At 73.9% G+C, this 19,925-nt stretch carries 7 protein-coding genes and 10 pseudogenes; 11 read left to right on the forward strand and 6 right to left on the reverse strand.

What is annotated here, in order from left to right; genetic code table 11:
• Positions 1–61: 61 nt before the first annotated feature.
• Positions 62–265, forward strand: a pseudogene (locus JNW87_RS18640) (EamA family transporter); the annotation flags it as partial.
• A gap of 77 nt (positions 266–342) precedes the next feature.
• Here the strand turns inward: JNW87_RS18640 and JNW87_RS18645 are convergent.
• On the reverse strand, positions 343–801 hold the full coding sequence (locus JNW87_RS18645; protein WP_236647795.1) for a hypothetical protein: 459 nt from the start codon (positions 799–801) through the stop codon (positions 343–345).
• 233 nt (positions 802–1,034) lie between these two features.
• Here JNW87_RS18645 and JNW87_RS41550 point away from each other — a divergent pair.
• From JNW87_RS41550 to valS, 5 pseudogenes are all read left to right on the forward strand, one after another.
• Positions 1,035–1,109: pseudogene (locus JNW87_RS41550) on the forward strand (SigE family RNA polymerase sigma factor); the annotation flags it as partial.
• Positions 1,110–1,286: 177 nt separating this feature from the next.
• A pseudogene (locus JNW87_RS18655) lies at positions 1,287–2,793 on the forward strand (DNA-3-methyladenine glycosylase 2 family protein).
• Positions 2,790–3,301, forward strand: a pseudogene (locus tag JNW87_RS18660) (methylated-DNA--[protein]-cysteine S-methyltransferase). The pseudogenes JNW87_RS18655 and JNW87_RS18660 overlap by 4 nt, the downstream one beginning before the upstream one ends.
• Before the next feature lie 37 nt (positions 3,302–3,338).
• Positions 3,339–7,048, forward strand: a pseudogene (locus JNW87_RS41555) (ABC transporter transmembrane domain-containing protein); the annotation flags it as partial.
• Positions 7,049–7,155: 107 nt separating this feature from the next.
• Positions 7,156–9,719, forward strand: a pseudogene (gene valS / locus JNW87_RS18675) (valine--tRNA ligase).
• A 107-nt stretch (positions 9,720–9,826) separates the two neighbouring features.
• Here valS and JNW87_RS18680 read toward each other — a convergent pair.
• The 4 genes and pseudogenes from JNW87_RS18680 to JNW87_RS18695 form a co-directional block, all read right to left on the reverse strand.
• Complete coding sequence (locus tag JNW87_RS18680) at positions 9,827–10,537, reverse strand: ABC transporter permease (RefSeq protein WP_109800677.1); 711 nt, start codon at positions 10,535–10,537, stop codon at positions 9,827–9,829.
• Positions 10,537–11,494 (reverse strand): annotated as a pseudogene (locus JNW87_RS18685) (ABC transporter ATP-binding protein). Before JNW87_RS18685 ends, JNW87_RS18680 begins: the two are co-directional and overlap by 1 nt.
• On the reverse strand, positions 11,491–12,375 hold the full coding sequence (locus JNW87_RS18690) for an ABC transporter permease (RefSeq protein WP_109800675.1): 885 nt from the start codon (positions 12,373–12,375) through the stop codon (positions 11,491–11,493). Before JNW87_RS18690 ends, JNW87_RS18685 begins: the two are co-directional and overlap by 4 nt.
• A complete protein-coding gene (locus tag JNW87_RS18695; protein ID WP_109800674.1) occupies positions 12,368–13,282 on the reverse strand; it encodes an ABC transporter ATP-binding protein in 915 nt (304 codons plus the stop codon). Before JNW87_RS18695 ends, JNW87_RS18690 begins: the two co-directional genes overlap by 8 nt.
• Before the next feature lie 110 nt (positions 13,283–13,392).
• On the opposite strand from JNW87_RS18695, the pseudogene JNW87_RS18700 reads away from it, so the two are divergent.
• From JNW87_RS18700 to galT, 4 genes and pseudogenes are all read left to right on the forward strand, one after another.
• Positions 13,393–13,605: pseudogene (locus JNW87_RS18700) on the forward strand (DM13 domain-containing protein); the annotation flags it as partial.
• A 119-nt stretch (positions 13,606–13,724) separates the two neighbouring features.
• Entirely contained in the window at positions 13,725–15,254 is a 1,530-nt protein-coding gene (gene cysC, locus JNW87_RS18705) for an adenylyl-sulfate kinase (RefSeq protein ID WP_109800673.1), read from the forward strand.
• A gap of 214 nt (positions 15,255–15,468) precedes the next feature.
• A complete protein-coding gene (locus JNW87_RS18710; RefSeq protein ID WP_109801745.1) occupies positions 15,469–16,272 on the forward strand; it encodes a DeoR/GlpR family DNA-binding transcription regulator in 804 nt (267 codons plus the stop codon).
• Positions 16,269–17,341, forward strand: a pseudogene (gene galT / locus JNW87_RS18715) (galactose-1-phosphate uridylyltransferase). The gene JNW87_RS18710 and the pseudogene galT overlap by 4 nt, the downstream one beginning before the upstream one ends.
• Before the next feature lie 456 nt (positions 17,342–17,797).
• Here the strand turns inward: galT and JNW87_RS18720 are convergent.
• Positions 17,798–19,014: pseudogene (locus JNW87_RS18720) on the reverse strand (NADP-dependent isocitrate dehydrogenase).
• Positions 19,015–19,149: 135 nt separating this feature from the next.
• On the opposite strand from JNW87_RS18720, the gene JNW87_RS18725 reads away from it, so the two are divergent.
• Positions 19,150–19,925 (forward strand): MBL fold metallo-hydrolase (locus tag JNW87_RS18725; RefSeq protein ID WP_238454118.1); only part of this gene is annotated, 776 nt, incomplete at its 3' end.

Below are 19,925 nucleotides of genomic sequence, written 5' to 3' on the forward strand. Positions count from 1 at the left end.
CCGCCGGGGTCGGCACCTCGCCGCGACGAGCTGGCAGCTCGTTGCGGGCGGCCTGCTGATCGTGCCGCTGGCCGCCGCCGTCGAGGGCGCGCCGGCCGTACCGGACCGGCCCGCCCTGCTCGGGTACGCCTGGCTCGGACTGGTCGGCACCGCCGGGGCGTACGCGCTCTGGTTCCGGGGGGTCGCGCTGCTGCCGGTGACCCGGGTGTCGGTGCTGGGCGCGCTCAGCCCGCTGACCGCCGCCGCGTTCGGCTGGCTGGTGCTCGGCCAAGCGCTCGGCCCGGTGCAGCTCGCTGGCTTCGTCGTGGCGGTCACCGCGATGGTGGTCGGCCAGCTGCCCGGTCAGCCGGCGAGCAACCGACGCCAGTCGGGGCCGTCGCGGTCCACCCGGTCAGGCAGCGCGCCGGGCGACAGCTCCGCCGCCGCGGCGCGCGGCAGGACGAACCGGTGCACGGCGGCCGGGCCGGCCGCGTCCGACTCGTCGAGCATCCAGCGCACCTCGTCGACGGTCCAGCCCAGCCCCGCCCGGCCGGCGATCTCCCGGACCAGCCGCAGGCCCACCCGGGTGTCGTCGTCGTAGAAGCGCACACACCAGTGGTGCGCCCACATGCCCAGCGCACGCAGCCCGGCCACGTCCAGCGAACCGGCGAGCCGGCCGCAGGCGGTCTCCGGAAAGGCCCGCCCCGGGTCGTCGGCGCGGTCCCGCTCGATCGCGCCGTAGGCTGCCGGCGCCACCACCCGCATCCGGTCGTAGAAGCCCTGCACCACCGCGCGGTCCAGCCGGACCCGTCCGGACCGCATCAGCGGGCACCTCGCCCGGCCACGCTCGCCATCCCCCGCACCTTTTCTTGAGTTGGTGGCGGGACGGTACCGGCCGCGACCGACACTTTCGGCCCGGAAATCGTTGCCACGTCAGGGATAGCTGGCCCGAGCTGGGGCGTCTGTAGCTGTGACAGTGAGAACGGGGAGGGTGGGTGGACGAGGGCGAACGGGCCCGGCTGGCCGACTTCGTGGCGAGCCGCACCCCGGCGCTGATGCGGGTCGCGTACCTGCTCACCGGGGACCGGCACGCCGCCGAGGACCTGGTCCAGTCGGCGCTGGCCAGGACCATCCCGAAGTGGCGGACGCTGCGGCACGCCGACCCGGAGGGTTACCTGCGCGCGGTCATGTACCGGGAGCAGGCGGAGGCGGCCTGCCAACCCCGCACGGAGTCCCCGCCGACCTCCGCACGGCCAGGTCCGAATCCCGCCAGCCGTCGCCCCGAGCGGCGAGGCAGTATCGGTGGCGTGGAGTTGGACTTCGAACGGTGCTACCGGGCCGTGGACAGCCGTGACCAGCGGTTCGACGGCTGGTTCTACACCGGCGTGACCTCGACCGGGATCTACTGCCGGCCGTCCTGCCCGGCGACGACGCCGAAGCGGCAGAACGTCCGGTTCTTCCCGTCGGCCGCCGCGGCGCAGGGCGCCGGGTTGCGGGCCTGCCGCCGCTGCCGCCCCGACGCGGCGCCGGGCTCGCCACAGTGGGACGTCCGGGCCGACGTGGTCGGGCGGGCGATGCGGCTGATCGCCGACGGGGTGGTCGACCGGGACGGCGTACCGGGGTTGGCGGCCCGGCTGGGCTACACCGAGCGGCACCTGCACCGGATGCTCCGCGCCGAACTGGGCGCCGGGCCGCTCGCGCTGGCCCGCGCCCAGCGCGCCCAGACCGCCCGGATCCTCATCGAGACCACCGGCCTGGGCATGGCCGAGATCGCGTTCGCCGCCGGGTTCGGCAGCGTCCGGCAGTTCAACGACACGGTCCGGGAGGTGTACGCGGCGGCCCCGTCCGAGCTGCGGGTCAGCCGGGGCGGCCAGCCGGCGGCCGGCGGGGCGGGCACGATCACGCTGCGGCTGGCGTACCGGCCGCCGTTGCACGCGGCGGCGCTGCTCGACTTCCTCGCGCTGCGGGCGCTGCCCGGCGTGGAGGAGGTCCGCGACGGGACGTACCGCCGGGGGTTGCGGCTGCCGCACGGGACCGGCGAGGTGGCGCTGACCCCGGCCGACGGGCACGTGTCCGCGACCCTGCGGCTGGCCGACATGCGCGACCTGGCCCCCGCGGTCGCTCGCTGTCGCCGCCTGCTCGACCTCGACGCCGACCCCACCGCCGTCGACGAGACCCTCGCCCACGATCCCGCCCTGGCGCCGGCGGTGCGGGCGGAACCGGGAGTCCGTCTCCCCCGCGCCGTCGACGGCTTCGAGATGGCGCTCCGCGCCATCACCACCCAACAGGTCTCCCTCCAGTCCGCCCGAACCACCCTCACCCGCCTCCTCCAGGCAGCCACCCCCACCCCCGACCCCGCCGTCCACCCCGATGTTGCCGTCGAGCACGGCGTGTCGGGACAACGACTTCATGATCGACCCGAGCGGGGTGGGGCGCTGCGGGGGTTCCTCACGGCGGAGGAGGTGGTGGGGTTGCCGGATGGCGCCTTCCGGATGCCGCCGTGCGGCGGGAGACGATCCGGGGGGTGGCGCGGGCGGTGGTGGACGGGGGGCTCGGAGCTGGAGCCGGGTGGGGATCGGGAGGGAGACCGTACGGCGGCTGACGGCGCTGCCCGGGATCGGGCCGTGGACCGCCGGCTACGTGGCGATGCGGGCCCTCGGCGACCCGGACGTCTTCCTCCCCACCGACCTCGCCGTACGCCGGGGCGCTGCCGCGCTCGGCCTGCCCACCGACCCGAAGAACCTCGACGCGTACGCCGACCGCTGGCGCCCCTGGCGGTCGTACGCGGTGATCCGACTCTGGAGAGCAGCATGACCATCCTGGACAGCAGCGTCATCGACACGCCCGCCGGCCCGCTGAGCATCCTGACCGGCCCCGACGGGGCGGTCCGCGCGGCCGGTTTCACCGCCGACCCGGCCGGCCTGCTGCCGCTGACCCACCCGAGCCTGCGCGGCGAGCTGCGGGACCGACCGGATCTCGGCCCGGTGACCGTGGCCGTCCGCTCCTACCTGGACGGTGACCTGACCGCGATCGACGCGGTGCCGGTGGAGCAGCACAGCGGGGGCGAGTTCATGAGCCACGCCTGGCAGGTGCTCCGCGAGGTGAAGCCGGGCGAGCCGGTGACGTACACCGGTTTCGCCGGGCTGGCCGGCGCCCCGCGGCGGTCCGCGCCGCCGCGGCCGCCTGCGCCCGCAACGCCGCCGCGCTCTTCGTCCCCTGCCACCGGGTGCTGCGCACCGACGGGACACTCGGCGGCTACCGCTGGGGGTTGGACGTGAAGAAGTGGCTTCTCGGTCATGAGCGGCGGTTGACGGCAAGCTGACACCGGCACCGCCACCGTTTGCCGCTACCGTCGGGTAGTGCCTGCGCAGAGCGACGGCGACCCGGCGGCCCGGGACGGCGCCGGCCGGCATCCGCTGCGCAACCTCTGGCGGCTGCGCCCCTACCTGCGCCCGTACGCGGTGGAGTTCGCCTGGCTGCTCGTCGCGGCCCTCGCGGCCACCGCGGCCAGCCTGGCCGTACCGCTGGTGGTGCAGCGGGTGGTGGACGGACCCGTCGCCGGGCACGACGCGGCCGGGCTGTTCCGGCTCGGCCTGCTCGCCCTCCTGCTCGGCCTGGCCGAGGCCGTGCTGATCTTCATCCGGCGGTGGACCCAGTCCTCCTCCTCGGTCGGCATGGAGGCGGCCATCCGCGCCGACATCTACGCCCACCTGCAACGCCTGCCGGCCGGCTTCCACGACCGGTGGCAGTCGGGCCAACTGCTCTCCCGGATCACCAGCGACCTGTCGGTGATCCGCCGGTTCCTCTCCTTCGGCCTGCTCTTCCTGATCCTCAACCTGGTCACCTACCTGGCCGTGGTGGTGCTGCTGGTCCGCCTGCACCCGGCGCTGGGACTGCTGGTGGCGGCCAGCGCGGTGCCGCTGTTCCTGATCAGCCGCCGGTTCGCCCGGCACTACCACGCCGCCTCCCGCCGGATGCAGGACCAGCAGGGCGACGTGGCCACGCTGGTCGAGGAGACGGCGCAGGGGCTGCGCACCATGCGGGCGTACGGACGGGGGCCGGAGCTGGCGGCCCGGTTCACCGGCGGCGCCCGCGCGCTGCACGACACCGGCATCGCCAAGGCCCGGCTGCTGGCCCGCACCTCGGCGCTGCTCGACCTGGTGCCCAACCTGACCCTCGGGGTGGTGCTGGTGGCCGGCACGGCCGCCGCCGCCCGTGGCGCGCTCAGCATCGGCGAGCTGGTCGCCTTCGTCAGCCTCCAGCTGATGCTGATCTGGCCGGTGCAGTCGCTCGGCTGGATCATCGCCAACGGGCAGGAGGCGGCGACCGCGGCCGACCGGATCCAGGAGGTGCTGGACACCCGGCCCACCATCGTGGACGCCCCGCACGCGCGGACGCTGGACCGCGCGCAGGTGCGCGGCCGGGTGCGCTTCGAGGGCGTCTCGTTCCACTACCCGGGCTGCGCGCCGGTGCTGCGGGAGGTGGACCTGACCGTCGAGCCGGGCGAGACGCTCGCCCTCGTCGGGGCCACCGGCTGCGGCAAGAGCACGCTGCTCTCGCTGGTCCCCCGGCTGCACGACGTGACCGGCGGGCGGATCACCCTGGACGGGCACGACCTGCGGGACCTGCGGCTCGCCTCGCTGCGCCGGCTGGTCGGGGTGGCCTTCGAGGAGCCGACGCTCTTCTCCATGTCGGTCTGGGAGAACCTGACCCTCGGCCGGCCGGCCGCCGGCGAGGAGGAGGTCCGGGCGGCGCTCGCTCTCGCCCAGGCCGAGTTCGCGTACGACCTTCCATGGGGGCTGGCCACCCGGGCCGGCGAGCAGGGGCTCTCCCTCTCCGGCGGGCAGCGGCAGCGGCTGGCGCTGGCCCGGGCGGTGCTCGGCCGGCCGGCGCTGCTCGTCCTGGACGACCCGCTCTCCGCCCTCGACGTGCACACCGAGGCGCTGGTCGAGGCGGCGCTGCGGCGGGTGCTACGGGACACCACCGCGCTGCTGGTGGTGCACCGACCGTCGACCGTGGCGCTCGCCGACCGGGTGGCCCTGCTCGACAACGGCCGGATCGTCGCCGTCGGCACCCACTCCGAGCTGCTGGCCACCGTGCCCGCGTACCGGGCGGTGCTGTCGGCCGGGCCGGTGGAACGGCACGACGGCGCCGGCCTGGTGCGCTCGTGACGGAGCCGCCGGACGGATCACCGACAGTCCCGCGACCGAGGCACGCCCTGGACGACGAGCTCGACCTGGCCCGGTGGCGCGGGCGGGCCACCGACCCGGACGCCGACCGCAGCCGGGCCGAGGACGTCGCGCCGGAGGCCGTCGCCCGGCTCCGGGCCCGTAGCCGGGCGCTGCTCGGGCAGCTCCTCCGCCCACACCGGCGGCGGCTCGGGCTGGCGGTGACCCTGCTGCTGGCCCAGAACGCCGCCGCGATGTCCGGCCCGTACCTGGTCATGCTGGGCATCGACCGGGCCATCACGCCGCTGCGGGCCGGCGACCCGGGGCCGCTGGTCGCCGTCGCCGCCGCGTTCGCCACCGCGAGCGTCACCGAGTACGCGGCCCGGCGGTGCTTCCTCACCCTCGCCGCCCGGATCGGCCAGGCCGTCCTGCTCGACCTCCGCCAGCGGGTCTACGGCCACTTCCTCCGCCTGGACGTCGGCTTCCACGAGCGGTACACGTCCGGCCGGATGGTCGCCCGGCTGACCAGCGACCTCGACTCGATCGCCGAGCTGGTCGACGGCGGGATCGACAACCTGGTGGTCGCCGCCCTGTCGGTGCTCTCCGTCGCCGGCATCCTGCTCTGGCTGGACCTGCCGCTGGCCGCGGCCACCCTGCTCGCCTTCCCGTTCCTGTTCTGGCTGTCCCGCTGGTTCGCCCGCGCCTCCGCCGGGGCGTACCGGCGGACCCGGGAGGCGGTCGCGCTGGTCATCGTGCACTTCGTCGAGTCGCTGCGGGGCATCCGGGCGGTGCAGGCGTACCGGCGGGAGCCGCGCAACCAGCGGATCTTCGCGGCGGTGAACGACGACTACCGGCAGGCCAGCCTGCGCGCCTTCCGGCTGATCGCGGTCTACTCGCCGGGGATCAAGGTGATCGGCAACCTCACCGTGGCGGTGGTGCTGGGCTACGGCGGCTGGCGGGTGCTGGGCGGGCGGACCGAGGTGGGCGTGCTCGCCGCGTTCCTGCTCTACCTGCGCCGGTTCTTCGAGCCGATGCAGGAACTGAGCCAGTTCTACAACTCGCTGCAGTCGGCCACGGCCGCGCTGGAGAAGCTGGCCGGGGTGCTCGACGAGCGGCCCGCGGTGGCCGAGCCGGAGCGGCCAACGTCGCTGCCAGCCGGGCCGGGCCGGGGCGCCGTCGCCTTCCGGTCGGTCTCCTTCGGCTACCGGCCCGACGCGCCGATCCTGTCCGAGCTGGAGCTGACCGTGCCGGCCGGGCAGACCGTCGCGCTGATCGGCCCGACCGGCGCCGGCAAGTCGACCATCGCCAAGCTGCTGGCCCGGTTCCACGACCCGGCCGCCGGCGCGGTCACCCTCGACGGGGTGGACCTGCGCAACCTGGCCGACGCCGAGCTGCGCCGGGCGGTGGTGCTGGTCACCCAGGAGAACCACCTGTTCAGCGGCTCGGTGGCGGAGAACATCCGGTTCGGCCGGCCGGGCGCGGACGACGCGGCGGTGGAGGCCGCGGCCCGGGCCATCGGCGCGCACGACTTCATCGCCGCGCTCCCCGACGGGTACGCCACCGAGGTGCACCGGCGCGGCGGCCGGCTCTCCGCGGGGCAGCGCCAGCTCGTCGCGTTCGCCCGGGCGTTCCTGGCCGACCCGCGGGTGCTGATCCTGGACGAGGCGACCTCGTCGCTGGACGTGCCGACCGAGCGGCTGGTGCAGCGGGCGCTCGGCAGCATCATGCGGGACCGGACCGCCCTGGTGATCGCGCACCGGCTCTCCACCGTGGAGATCGCCGACCGGGTGCTGGTGCTCGACGGCGGCCGGATCGTGGAGGACGGTCCCCCCGCCGAGCTGGCCGCCGCGGGCGGCCGGTACGCCACCCTGCACAGCCAGTGGCGGGACTCGCTGATCTGAGGACCGTCAGGGTTGCTCCGGCGTCGCCGTGGTCTCGGAGACAACCGGCAGGGCGGCACGATGGTTAAGCCGTGGTCGTTCCGTCACTGGCTGCCTAGGATCGGCTGATGACCGATACGGCGAGGACGGCCCGCGCCGGCGTCCCCGAACGTCCGACCCTGGACGGCATCGAGGAGACCTGGGCGCGCCGCTGGCAGGAGGACGGCACGTACGCGTTCGACCGCGCGAAGGAGCGCTCGGACGTGTACGCGATCGACACCCCGCCGCCGACCGTATCCGGCGAGCTGCACATGGGACACGTCTTCTCGTACACGCACACGGACACGGTGGCCCGGTTCCAGCGGATGCGCGGCCGCACGGTCTTCTACCCGATCGGCTGGGACGACAACGGCCTGCCCACCGAACGCCGGGCGCAGAACGTGTACGGGGTGCGCCCCGACACCGCCCTGCCGTACGACCCGTCCTGGGTGCCGCCCGCCGCCCCGGTGAGCGACGCCGCCCGGAAGAACCCGACGTCGATCTCCCGGCGCAACTTCATCGAGCTGTGCGAGAAGCTGACCGCCTCCGACGAGCAGATCTTCGAGGCACTGTGGCGGCGGCTCGGACTGTCGGTGGACTGGTCGCTGACGTACACCACGATCGGGCGGCTCGCCCGCACCACCAGCCAGCGCGCGTTCCTGCGGAACCTGGCCCGGGGCGAGGCGTACCAGGCGGAGGCGCCGACGCTCTGGGATGTCGGGTTCGGCACCGCGGTGGCCCAGGCGGAGCTGGAGGACCGGGAGCGGCCCGGGGCGTACCACCGGCTGCGGTTCCACGGGCCGGACGGGCGGGAGGTGCTGATCGACACCACCCGGCCGGAGCTGCTGCCGGCCTGCGTGGCGCTGGTCTGCCATCCGGACGACGAGCGGTACGCCGGCCTGGTCGGGGCGTCGGTGCGTACCCCGCTCTTCGGGGTCGAGGTGCCGGTGCGCACGCACCCGCTGGCGGACCCGGCCAAGGGCACCGGCATCGCGATGGTCTGCACCTTCGGCGACCTGAGCGACGTGACCTGGTGGCGGGAGCTGGACCTGCCGACCCGGGTGGTGATCGGCCGGGACGCCGGCTGCTGCCCGAGCCGCCGGCCGGGGTGCCGGCGGAGCCGTACGGGGCGCTGGCCGGGCAGACGGTCAACGGCGCCCGCCGGACGATCGTGCAGCTGCTGGCCGACGCGGGCGACCTGGTCGGCGAGCCGCGCGAGCTCACCCACCCGGTCAAGTTCTATGAGAAGGGCGACCGCCCGCTGGAGATCGTCTCGACCCGGCAGTGGTACCTGCGCAACGGCGGCCGGGACGCCCACCTGCGGGCCGAGCTGCTGGCCCGCGGCGAGGAGCTGCGCTGGGTGCCCGAGCACATGAAGCACCGGTACGACCACTGGGTGGGCGGGCTGAACGGCGACTGGCTGGTCAGCCGGCAACGCTTCTTCGGGGTGCCGGTGCCGGTGTGGTACCGGCTCGACGACGCTGGCGAGCCGGACTGGACCCAGCGTCTCACACCGGAGGAGGCGCAGCTGCCGATCGACCCGTCCAGCGACGCCCCGGCCGGTTTCGACGAGTCGCAGCGCGGTGTGCCGGGCGGTTTCGTCGGCGACCCGGACGTGCTGGACACCTGGGCGACCTCGTCGCTGACCCCGCAGATCGTCGGTGGTTGGGAGACCGACCCGGACCTGTTCCGCCGGGTCTTCCCGATGGATCTGCGCCCGCAGGGCCAGGAGATCATCCGGACCTGGCTCTTCGCCACGGTGGTCCGGTCGCATCTGGAGCACGGCGTGCTGCCCTGGCGGGACGCGGTGCTCTCCGGCTGGATCCTCGACCCGGACCGGAAGAAGATGTCCAAGTCCAAGGGGAACGTGACCACCCCGACGGGGCTGCTGGAGGAGCACGGCTCGGACGCCGTCCGGTACTGGGCGGCCAACGGCAAGCCCGGCATGGACCTGGCCTTCGACGCGGCCCAGATCAGGGTGGGCCGGCGGTTGGCCACCAAGCTGCTCAACGCGTCCCGGTTCGCCCTCGGGCTGGGCGCCGCGGACGCGTTGCGGGCCGCGGCGACCGAGCCGCTGGACACCGCCATGCTCGCCGAACTGTCCGGCGTGGTCACCGCCGCGACCACCGCCTTCGACGGGTACGACCAGACGGCCGCCCTGATGGCGACGGAGGCGTTCTTCTGGCGGTTCTGCGACGACTACATCGAACTGGTGAAGGAGCGCGCCTACGGCACCGGGCCGGGCGCCGACTCGGCCCGGGCCGCTCTGGCCACCGCGCTGTCGGTGCAGTTGCGGCTCTTCGCGCCGGTGCTGCCCTTCGTCACCGAGGAGGTCTGGTCGTGGTGGCGGTACGGCTCGGTGCACCGCTCGACCTGGCCGACGACGTACGAGGTGGGTCGGGCGGTCCAGGCGCCCGGTGACCCGGAGCTGCTGCGGCTGGCCTCCGACGCGCTCAGCCAGGTGCGCCGGGCCAAGTCGGAGCGGAAGCTGTCGATGAAGGCGGAGGTCCCGCTGGCCGAGGCGCTCGGCCCGGCCGCCCTGCTGGACCAGCTCACGCTGATCGCCGACGACCTCCGCGCGGCCGGCCGGATCGCGAAACTCGACCTGCTCCCCGACCGCACCCCGGAGCTGGTCATCGCCTGCGCCTTCTGACCGGAGGCGGCGCGGAGGCAGCTCCTCGGTGAGCGATATGCCTGAGAGTCATAAATATGCCTCTCAGGCATATCGCTCGCGGCGGCACCCGATGCCACCGGGCGGCGTCAGCTCGTCTCGCCAGCCACCGAGAAGGAGCGGAGGCGGTCGATCGCCAGGACGGTGAAGCCGACGCTGACCAGGGCGGTGAGCACCCCGGCGACCGGGACGGAGACCGTGGTGGAGAGCAGTTCGGTCGGGGCCATCCGGTCGGCGAGGGCGATCACCCACTGCTGGATCGAGAGCACCTTCGTGCCGCTGACGAAGTTGCCGAGCAGCCCCTCCCAGATCAGCACGTAGACCAGCCCGAGCAGGACCGGCCGTCGGGTGACCAGGCTGAGCGCCAGGAACAGCGCCGAGTACGCCAGCGCGCCGAGCGCCGAGGCGGCGGCGAGCGCCAGGCCGAGGCGTACCGAATCGGCCAGCACGCCGGCGACGTAGAGCGGCACGGCGACGGTGGCCGCGCTGACCCCGACGGCCACCGCCAGCTTCGGCAGCACGATCTGCCAGCGGGGCAGCGGCTTGGTGAGGATGTGCACCACCGTCCCGTCGTCGATCTCAGCGCCGAGCACGCCGGTGCCGACGATCAGCGCCACCACCGGCAGCACCACGGCCAGGCCGAGACCGACCAGCACGGGCGGCCCCCACTGGCCCGGGTCCACCCCCAGCGACCGGCAGAGCACCGCCAACGCCACCAGCACGAGCGGCAGGGGCAGCAGCATCAGGAACCGGCGGCGGCCGAAGAGCCCGCGCGCGGTGATCCAGGAAACGGTCGACATCAGGCCTCCACCAGGTAGGAGAAGACGCTCTCCAGGGACTCGTCCTCGGGGGTCAACTGCCGGACCCGGATGCCGTGGGCGAGCGCGATCTTCGGCAGCGCCCGGGTGAAGGCGCCGTAGTCACCCGCCCGCACGGTCAGGCCGGCCCGGTCCAGTTCGACGCCGGTGACCGAGACCTCGGCCATCAGCGCCACGGCCAGCGCCCGGTCGTCGGTGGAGCGGACCGCGAACACGTGCGGCCGGTTGGTCATCAGCCGGCGGATGGTGCGGAAGTCGCCGGAGGCGGCGAGCCTTCCGGCCACCATCACCTGGACGGTGCCGGAGACCTGCTCGACCTCCTCCAGGATGTGCGAGCTGAACAGGATGGTCCGGCCGGCGTCGCCCAGGCGGTGCAGCAGCTGCATCATGTGCAGCCGCTGGCGCGGGTCCATCCCGTTGAACGGCTCGTCGAGCAGCAGCACCTGCGGGTCGTGGACCAGCGCCGCGGCGACCCGGGTCCGCTGCCGCATGCCCTTGGAGTACGTGCCGATCCGCCGGTCCTGCGCGTCGGCCATCTCGACCAGGGCGATCGCCCGCCGGGCCGCCGCCTCCGGGTCGCAGCCGGTGCAGCTTGGCGCTGGCCAGCACGAACTCGTACGCGGTGAGGAAGGAGTGCACCGCCTCCCGCTCGCTGACCAGGCCGAGCCGCCGGTAGACGCCCGGGTTGCGCCAGGTCGGCTCCCCGTCCAGGGTCACCGCGCCCCGCGAGGGGGCGAGGAACCCGGCCATCATGTGCAGCAGGGTGGTCTTGCCGGCCCCGTTCGGGCCGAGCAGGCCGGTCACCCCCGGGCCGAGGCGCATGGTGACGTCGTTGACCGCCACCACGTTGCCGTACCAGCGGGACACGCCGGCCAGGTCGAGGGTGCTGGCGGCGGCGGTCGGGGCCGCCGCCTCCGGGCTGGCGCTGAGCGTGGTCATCGGGCGGCCACCTTCCGGTATCGCAGCAACAGCAGGGCGACGCAGGCGGCGACCAGCAGGACGGCGGCCACCCCGTAGACGGGGCCGAAGCCACCGATCGGGACGCCGCCGCCCCGGCCCTCGGGCACCAGCAGGTCGCCGAGCGCCCAGGTGCCCACCCCGCCGACGAGCGTCGAGGGCGACGCGAGGAAGGCCAGCTCGTTGATCGTCCGGGACGGCAGGATCGACAGCGTCCCGACGATCGGGGTGGTCATCAGGAAGACCGCCACGATCCCGCCGGCGGCGAAGGCGCGCTTGCCGGTGAGCGAGGCGACCAGCAGCCCGATCGAGGCGAAGACCGCCGCCCACAGCCCGGCGTAGAGCAGGCCGGGCAGCAGGTCGAGCAGCTCGTCCCAGACCCCGCGCATGCCCTTGTCGGTGGTGAACGCGGCGCCGAGGAACATCACCAGCTGCGGCCCGCCGAGCAGCAGCCAGATCGCGGTGACCAGGGCCAGCAGCTTGGCCAGCGGGTAGTCGTCGCGGGGCAGCGGCCGGGAGAAGTACAGCGGCAGCACGCCGCTGCGCAGATCCCGAGAGACCAGCTCGGGGGCGGCCACCGCGACGAAGAAGATGACCAGCCAGCTCATCGAGTCGGCGAACTGGGCGTACGTCATCACCACCTCGCCGATCTGGCTGCGGACCGCGGTGATCCCGGCGGCGACCAGGGTGACGATGCCGACCACCAGCCAGGGGAAGATCTTCGCCTTGGCGGTACGGCCCAACCCGAAGACGGTCCGCAGGCCGTGCAGGTAGAGCGCGCCGAAGACGTTCCGGCGGCCCAGTCGCGGGCCGGTGTAGCGCTGGTAGCCGATGTCGTGGATGACACCGGTCGGCTCAGACATGGCTGGGCTCCCTCGTGGCGAAGAGTTCGGCCACCCGGTGCCGGCGCTGGTCCAGCCGGTGCAGCGGCAGGTCCAGCTCGGCGACCGCGCCGAGGATCAGGTCGTAGGTGGCGTCGTCGGCGAGCGGGACGAGCAGCAGCCGCCCCTCCCGGGCCACCGGCAGGTCGAGCGCGGCGAGCCGGGTCGCGAGGTCGTCCGTACCCTCGCTGACCTCGACCGCGAGCACGTCGGTCACCGACGTCATCGCGGCGATCCGGTCGGCGCGGAGCAGCCGGCCGCCGTCGATGGCGACCAGCGTGTCGCAGATCCGCTCCACCTCGCCGAGCAGGTGCGAGCAGACGAGCACGGAGATGCCGAACTCGGTGCCGATCCGGTGGATCAGGGCGAGCATGGCGTCCCGGCCGGCCGGGTCGAGGCCGTTGGTCGGCTCGTCGAGGAGCAGCAGGTCCGGATCGTGCACCAGGGCCTGGGCGAGCTTGACCCGCTGCTTCATGCCGGTGGAGTAGCCGCCGACCGGTCGGTAGCGCTCCTCGTAGAGGCCGACGTGGCGCAGCGCCTCGGAGGCGCGCTCGCGGGCCACCGTCCGGGGCAGGCCGCTGATCCGGCCCAGGTGCGTGACCAGCTCGGCGGCGGAGAGGTCCGGCGGCAGGGCGTCGTGCTCGGGCATGTAGCCGACCCGGGCGCGGACCGCCGCCGGGTCGGTGATCGGGTCGAGGCCGAGCACGGCGACCCGGCCGCTGGTGGGCGGGAGCAGGCCGAGCAGGATCTTGATCAGCGTGGACTTGCCGGCGCCGTTCGCGCCGACCAGGCCGATGATCCCCGGCTCGACCGACACCGTGAGGTCGGCCAACGCGGTGACCCGACCTCCGTACGTCTTGGTCAGCGACTCGGTCGCGATCAGTGTCACGCTGCACAGCCTAGGAAGTGGGTGCTCGTCGCGGCATCCGGCGCGCCCCTGATCCTTGGCCGGTTCCCCCACTAGGGGTAAGCCTCCCGTAAGGCACGACACCACCGGCGCTGACCGACCAGCCGGTCCGCACCGGGCCGTCCGGGTGGAAGGTCTTCGACGACGGCCGCCGGGTCGAACTGGGCCCGCTCAAGGGCAACCGGGGCGACCAGGCGTACGACCTGCCGGCCGGGACCGAACCGACCGGGCTGACCAGCGTGTCGATCTGGTGCGAGCGGTTCGCGGTGTCGTTCGGCGCGGCCCCGCTGACCCCCGCCGGCTGATCCGGCGGCGCCCGGCCGCCGGCCGCCCGAACGGCCGGTGGCCGGCAGGTGGAGTGGCGCTCTCGACCGATCGCCGGTGGGCTGCGAAACTGTGTGCCGGCCGGTGAGTTGGGGGTTAGATGAGCAACGGGTGGGTGCTGCCCGAGGACGTGCTGCGGGATGCTCCGGCGTACGCGCCACGCACCAGTGAACTGGCCGATCTGGAGTTGCTGCTGACCGGGGCGTACGCCCCGCTGACCGGCTTCATGACCCGCGCCGACCTGGCCGCGCTGAGCCGACGCGGCCGGCTCGCCGACGGGACGCCCTGGCCCGTACCGGTGACCCTGCAGGTGCCGGCGGCGCTCGCCGACGGCCTGGCGCTGGACGACCCGCTGCGCCGGGCGCTGGTGCTCACCGACGGCGAGGGCGCCCCGGTGGCCGCGATGGACGTGACCGACGTCTGGCCGGTGCGGGACGGCACGGCGGGCGTGGGCGGCGCGGTCCGCCGGCTCGGCGACGGCGGGCACGGGCCGTTCCAGCGGCTGCGCCGCGGCCCGGACGAGGTCAAGGCGCTGCTGCCCCCGGGCCGGGTGCTCGGGGTGTTCGCCGACCGTCCGCTGCACCGGCCGCAGCTCGCCCAGATCGCGCACGCGGCCCGCACGCTCGGCGCGCACCTGCTGGTGATGATCCCGGTGGGCGAGGAGGCGACCGGTGGGCTGCCGGCCGAGGCGCTGGTCCGCAGCGTCTTCGCCGCCCGGGACCGGATGCCCCCGGCCACCCTGGTGGCGGTGCCGCTGGTCCGGCGGCGCGACGAGATCAGCGACGCGCTGCTGCGGGCCCGGGTCGCCGCCGCGTACGGGGTGACCCACCTGCTCTCCACCACCGACGTGTTCTCCGGGGCGGGCCTGCGGGTGCTGGTGCCCCGCGAGCTGGCCTACGACAACCGGGACGGGCAGTGGCGCTGGCGGGAGGACATCCCGCCGCGCAACCGGCGGCTGGCGCTGACCCAGGAGGAGATCGACGACCTGCTGGACCGGGGCTTCCCGCTGCCCGAGTGGCACACCCCGCCGGCGGTGGCCAAGGAGCTGGTCCGGGCCCGCCCGCCGCGCCGGCACCGGGGGCTGGTGGTCTTCTTCACCGGGCTCTCCGGGTCCGGCAAGTCGACCATCGCCCGCGGTCTGGCGGATTCCCTGCGCGAGGGAGGCGACCGGACGATCACCCTGCTCGACGGGGATGTGGTGCGCCGGGAGCTCTCCGCCGGGCTGACCTTCAGCAAGGCCGACCGGGACCTCAACGTGCGCCGGATCGGTTGGGTGGCCGCCGAGATCGCCCGGCACCGGGGGGTGGGGATCTGCTGCCCGATCGCCCCGTACGCCGCCGCCCGGGCCACCGCCCGGGAGATGGCGCACGCCGCCGGGGCGGGGTTCCTGCTGGTCCACGTCGCCACCCCGCTGGAGGTCTGCGAGCAGCGTGACCGCAAGGGCCTCTACGCCCGCGCCCGGGCCGGCCTGCTCACCGGGATGACCGGCATCGACGACCCGTACGAGGAGCCGGCCGACGCCGACCTGGTGGTGGACACCACCGAGATGACCATCGAGGAGGCGGTCCAGGTGGTGATGAACCACCTGACCGAGACCGGCTGGGTGGAGCCCCGCCTCCAGTCCGCCTGACCCGCGCGGCGTCCCGCCGCCCGCCTCCCGTTCGGCCCCGCCGCCGCCCGCTTCCCGCCCCGGTCCGCTCGTCGACCGGCCGGCGGGGACGGGCGGCGGCGTCGTCTGCAGCGGCATTCCTTCCGTCGTGACCTTCTGCGCGCTAGTGTTCATCTTTGTTGGAACACGTTCGACCGCGTGGACACGTGGTCGCGGGACCCCGGAGGTGCGACGGATGCTGGCGCGGCAGCGGCAGACGGCCATCCTGGATCGGGTCCGCAGCGCCGGCGGCGTGCGGGTCACCGAGCTGGCCGCCGAGTTCGGCGTCTCCGACATGACCATCCGGCGGGACCTGGAGACGCTGCACGAGCAGGGCCTCCTCGCCAAGGTGCACGGCGGCGCCACGCTGACCGGCCCGAGCTCCACCGACGAACCCGGCTTCCACGCCAAGGCGGTCCGCCAGTCGGCGGAGAAGGCGGCGATCGCCAACCGCGCCGCCGAGCTGGTCCGCCCCGGCGCCGCGATCGCCCTGTCGGCTGGTACGACCACCGCGGAGCTGGCCCGCCGCCTGGTCGACGTGCCGGGGCTGACCGTGGTGACCAATTCGCTGCCGGTGGCCGAGATCCTGCACGTGGGCGGGCGGCCGGACCAGACGGTGGTGCTCACCGGCGGTGTCCGTACGCCCTCCGACGCGCTGGTCGGCCCGCTGGCCGTGGCCGCGATCGCCTCGCTCCACCTGGACCTGCTCTTCCTCGGCGTGCACGGGATCAGCGAGCGGGCCGGCTTCACCACGCCCAACCTGATGGAGGCGGACACCGACCGGGCCCTGGTGGCGGCCGCCGATCGGCTGGTCGTCCTCGCCGACCACACCAAGTGGGGCACGGTGGGGATCTCCTCCATCGTCGGTCTGGACGCCGCGGACGTGCTGGTCACCGACGACCGGTTGGCGCCGGAAGCACGACGGGTACTCGACGAGAAGGTGGGTGAGCTGGTGATTGTGCGGGCCACGGGGCGGCTCACGGAGGAGGCGGCGGAGTGAAGCGTACGCAGATCGAGCTGGCCGACGGCCGTGAGCTGATCTACTTCGACGAGCGGGACGACGCGGTCCGCGACCGGCCGGACCTCCGCGACCTCCTCCCGCCGCCGCCCGCGTCCCAGCTGCGCTTCGACCCGCTCACCGACGAGTGGGTGGCGGTGGCGGTGCACCGGCAGACCCGCACCTTCCTGCCCCCGGCCGACCAGTGCCCGCTCTGCCCGTCGACCGCCGACCGGCTCAGCGAGATCCCGGCCCCCGACTACGACGTGGCGGTCTTCGAGAACCGCTTCCCGGCACTGAGCCAGCGGGTGGCCGAGGAGCCGGCGGAGATCACCCCGTTCACCCCGGTCCGCCCGGGGCGCGGCCGGTGCGAGGTGGTCTGCTTCACCGACGACCACAACGCCTCCTTCGCCGGTCTACCGCCGCGCCGGGTGCGGACGTGCTGGACGCGCTCGCCGACCGGACCACCGCGCTGGGTGAGCTGCCCGGGGTGGAGCAGATCTTCCCGTTCGAGAACCGGGGCGTGGAGATCGGCGTGACCCTGCACCACCCGCACGGCCAGATCTACGCGTACCCGTTCGTCACGCCGCGGACCCGGTCGATGCTGGCCGCCGCGCGGCGGCACGCCGAGCGGACCGGCGGCAACCTCTACGCCGACGTGCTCGCCGCCGAGCGGGCCGCCGGGGAGCGGGTGGTGGCGAGCAACGAGCACTGGACCGCGTACGTCCCGGCGGCCGCCCGCTGGCCGTTCGAGGTGCACGTCGCCCCGCACCGGCCGGTGCCGGACATCCCGGCGCTCGACGACGCCGAGCGGGACGCGTTCGGGCCGCTCTACCTGGACGTGCTGCGCCGCTTCGACGGGCTGTTCGACCTGCCCATGCCGTACATCGCGGCCTGGCACCAGGCGCCGGTGCGGATCGACCGCGAGCTGGGGCACCTGCACCTGCAGCTGTTCACCATCCGCCGCGCCAGGGACAAGCTGAAGTACCTGGCCGGCTCGGAGTCCGGGATGGGCGTCTTCATCAACGACATCGCCCCTGAGCGGGCCGCCGAACTCCTCCGCGCCGCCTGACCTCGGCCCGTGGCCCGGCCCGGTCCGGTCCGGTCCGGCATGGTCCACCTGAGCTGCGCGAGGTGGCGGTGTCGGACGACCGGGACACCGCCACCTGCCGCAACGCGAGTGGATCATGAGCCCAGGCGCCGACGCGGGGCGGCTGCCGGCAGAGGCGGGAGAGGCGGGAGACAGGGCGCGGGGGGCCCGGGACAGGGCCCCCCGCAGGGAAGGGACGGCTGGCTGTGCGCGACAGCCGGGAAGGCTGGCTGATCGGCACTCGGGCCGCGAGGCGACCGCGGTCAACCTTCCTGGACGGGACTGGCATCACGTCCACCCAGCTCAACGACCCGCACCCCCACGGGGTGACGCCGCGACGGTCACCGGCGCCACCACGGCCGACGCGCACGTCGCCCCCGGGTACGACGAAGCCCGCCGGCGGGTGCCGGCGGGCTCGGTCGGTGACGCGGGGCGGAATCAGGCGTTGATCTTGCGCGCCAGGTTCTCGTCGAGCGCGTTCATGAACTCGTCGGTGGTCAGCCACGGGGCGTCCCGCGAGATGAGCAGCGCGAGGTCCTTGGTCATCTGGCCACCCTCGACGGTGTCGACGATGACCTGCTCCAGGGTGTTGGCGAACTCGGTGACCGCCGGGGTGCCGTCCAGCTTGCCCCGGTGGGCCAGGCCCCGGGTCCAGGCGTAGATCGACGCGATCGGGTTGGTCGAGGTCTTCTCGCCCTTCTGCCACTGCCGGTAGTGCCGGGTGACCGTGCCGTGCGCGGCCTCCGCCTCGACGGTGTGGCCGTCCGGGGAGAGCAGCACCGAGGTCATCAGGCCGAGCGAGCCGAAGCCCTGCGCGACGGTGTCGGACTGCACGTCACCGTCGTAGTTCTTGCAGGCCCAGACGTAGCCGCCCTCCCACTTGAGCGCGGCGGCGACCATGTCGTCGATCAGCCGGTGCTCGTAGGTGATGCCGGCGGCGTCGAACTCGGCCTTGAACTCGTTCTCGAACACCTCGGCGAAGATGTCCTTGAACCGGCCGTCGTACGCCTTGAGGATGGTGTTCTTGGTGGACAGGTAGACCGGGTAGTTGCGGTCCAGCCCGTACCGGAACGAGGCCCGGGCGAAGTCCCGGATCGACTCGTCGAAGTTGTACATGCCCATGGCGATGCCGCCGCCGGGGAAGTTGGCGACCTCCATCTCCATGGGGGCGCGCCGTCGGCCGGGGTGTAGGTGATGGTCACCGTGCCCGGGCCGGGGACGACGAAGTCGGTGGCCTTGTACTGGTCACCGTGGGCGTGCCGGCCGATGATGATCGGCTTGGTCCAGCCGGGGACCAGCCGCGGCACGTTGGACATGATGATCGGCTCGCGGAAGACGACGCCGCCGAGGATGTTGCGGATGGTGCCGTTCGGCGACCGCCACATCTTCTTCAGGCCGAACTCCTCGACCCGGGCCTCGTCCGGGGTGATGGTCGCGCACTTGACGCCCACGCCGTGCTGCTTGATGGCGTTGGCGGCGTCGACGGTGACCTGGTCGTCGGTCTCGTCGCGGTGCTGGATCGACAGGTCGTAGTAGTGCAGGTCGACGTCGAGGTAGGGCAGGATCAGCTGCTCCCGGATCTGCTTCCAGATGATCCGGGTCATCTCGTCGCCGTCGATTTCCACGACCGGGTTGTTTACCTTGATCTTCGCCATCGGCCGGCGCTCCTCTCGGGGGACACGTGCTCAAGCAGTACGAGCGTACTGGAAACTGACCGGGGTGCCCCAGCCGGCCTCGGTCGCCCGGGAATCGGGGTGCACGGCGCAGGAAACCACTGGCAGCATCACCGGATGCCACTGAGCCGCACCCTCGGGTCTATCACGGTCACCGCCCTCACCGACGGCGAGGGCCCGTTCTTCCAGCCCCGCGCCGAGGCGTTCCCCGACGCCACCGAGGCGCAGTGGCGCGAGGCCGACCGGCGCGATCCCGGGTCGGTGACCGCCGACGGGGAGTGGTGGCTGCAGTTCCGCAGCTTCGCCGTCCGTGACGACGATGGGCCGGTGACGCTGGTCGACGCCGGCATCGGCCCGGCCGACTCGCCCGCCGCGAGCTGGGCGCCGGTGCCGGGCCGGCTGCCGGCGGAACTGGCCGCCGCCGGCGTCGATCCCGCCGACGTGCGAACCGTGGTGCTGACCCACCTGCACAGCGACCACATCGGCTGGGCGGTGACCGGCACGCCGGGCCGCCCCTACTTTCCGAACGCCGAATACCTGGTGCAGCGGACCGAGCTGGACGCGCTGGAGTCGTTCCACCCCGAGCTGCCGGCCCGGCTGGTCGGCCCGTTGCGCGCCGCCGGCCGGCTCCGGGTGGTCGACGGCGACACCCCGCTGACCCCGGCGGTACGCGTGCTGAGCACCCCGGGCCACACCCCCGGCCACCAGTCGGTGCTGGTCGACTCCGGCGACGAGCGCCTGCTGCTCACCGGCGACCTGCTGGTGCACGCCGTGCAACTGGTCGACCCCACCCTCGCGTACGCCCACGAGGAGGATCCCGCCGCCGCCCGCACCTCCCGCACGGCCCTGCTGCACACCCTCACCGCGACCCCCGGCCCCACCCTCCTCGCCAC

Origin of the sequence: Micromonospora sp. ATA51 (genome assembly GCF_016802855.1) — a bacterium.
Classification (GTDB): domain Bacteria; phylum Actinomycetota; class Actinomycetes; order Mycobacteriales; family Micromonosporaceae; genus Micromonospora; species Micromonospora sicca.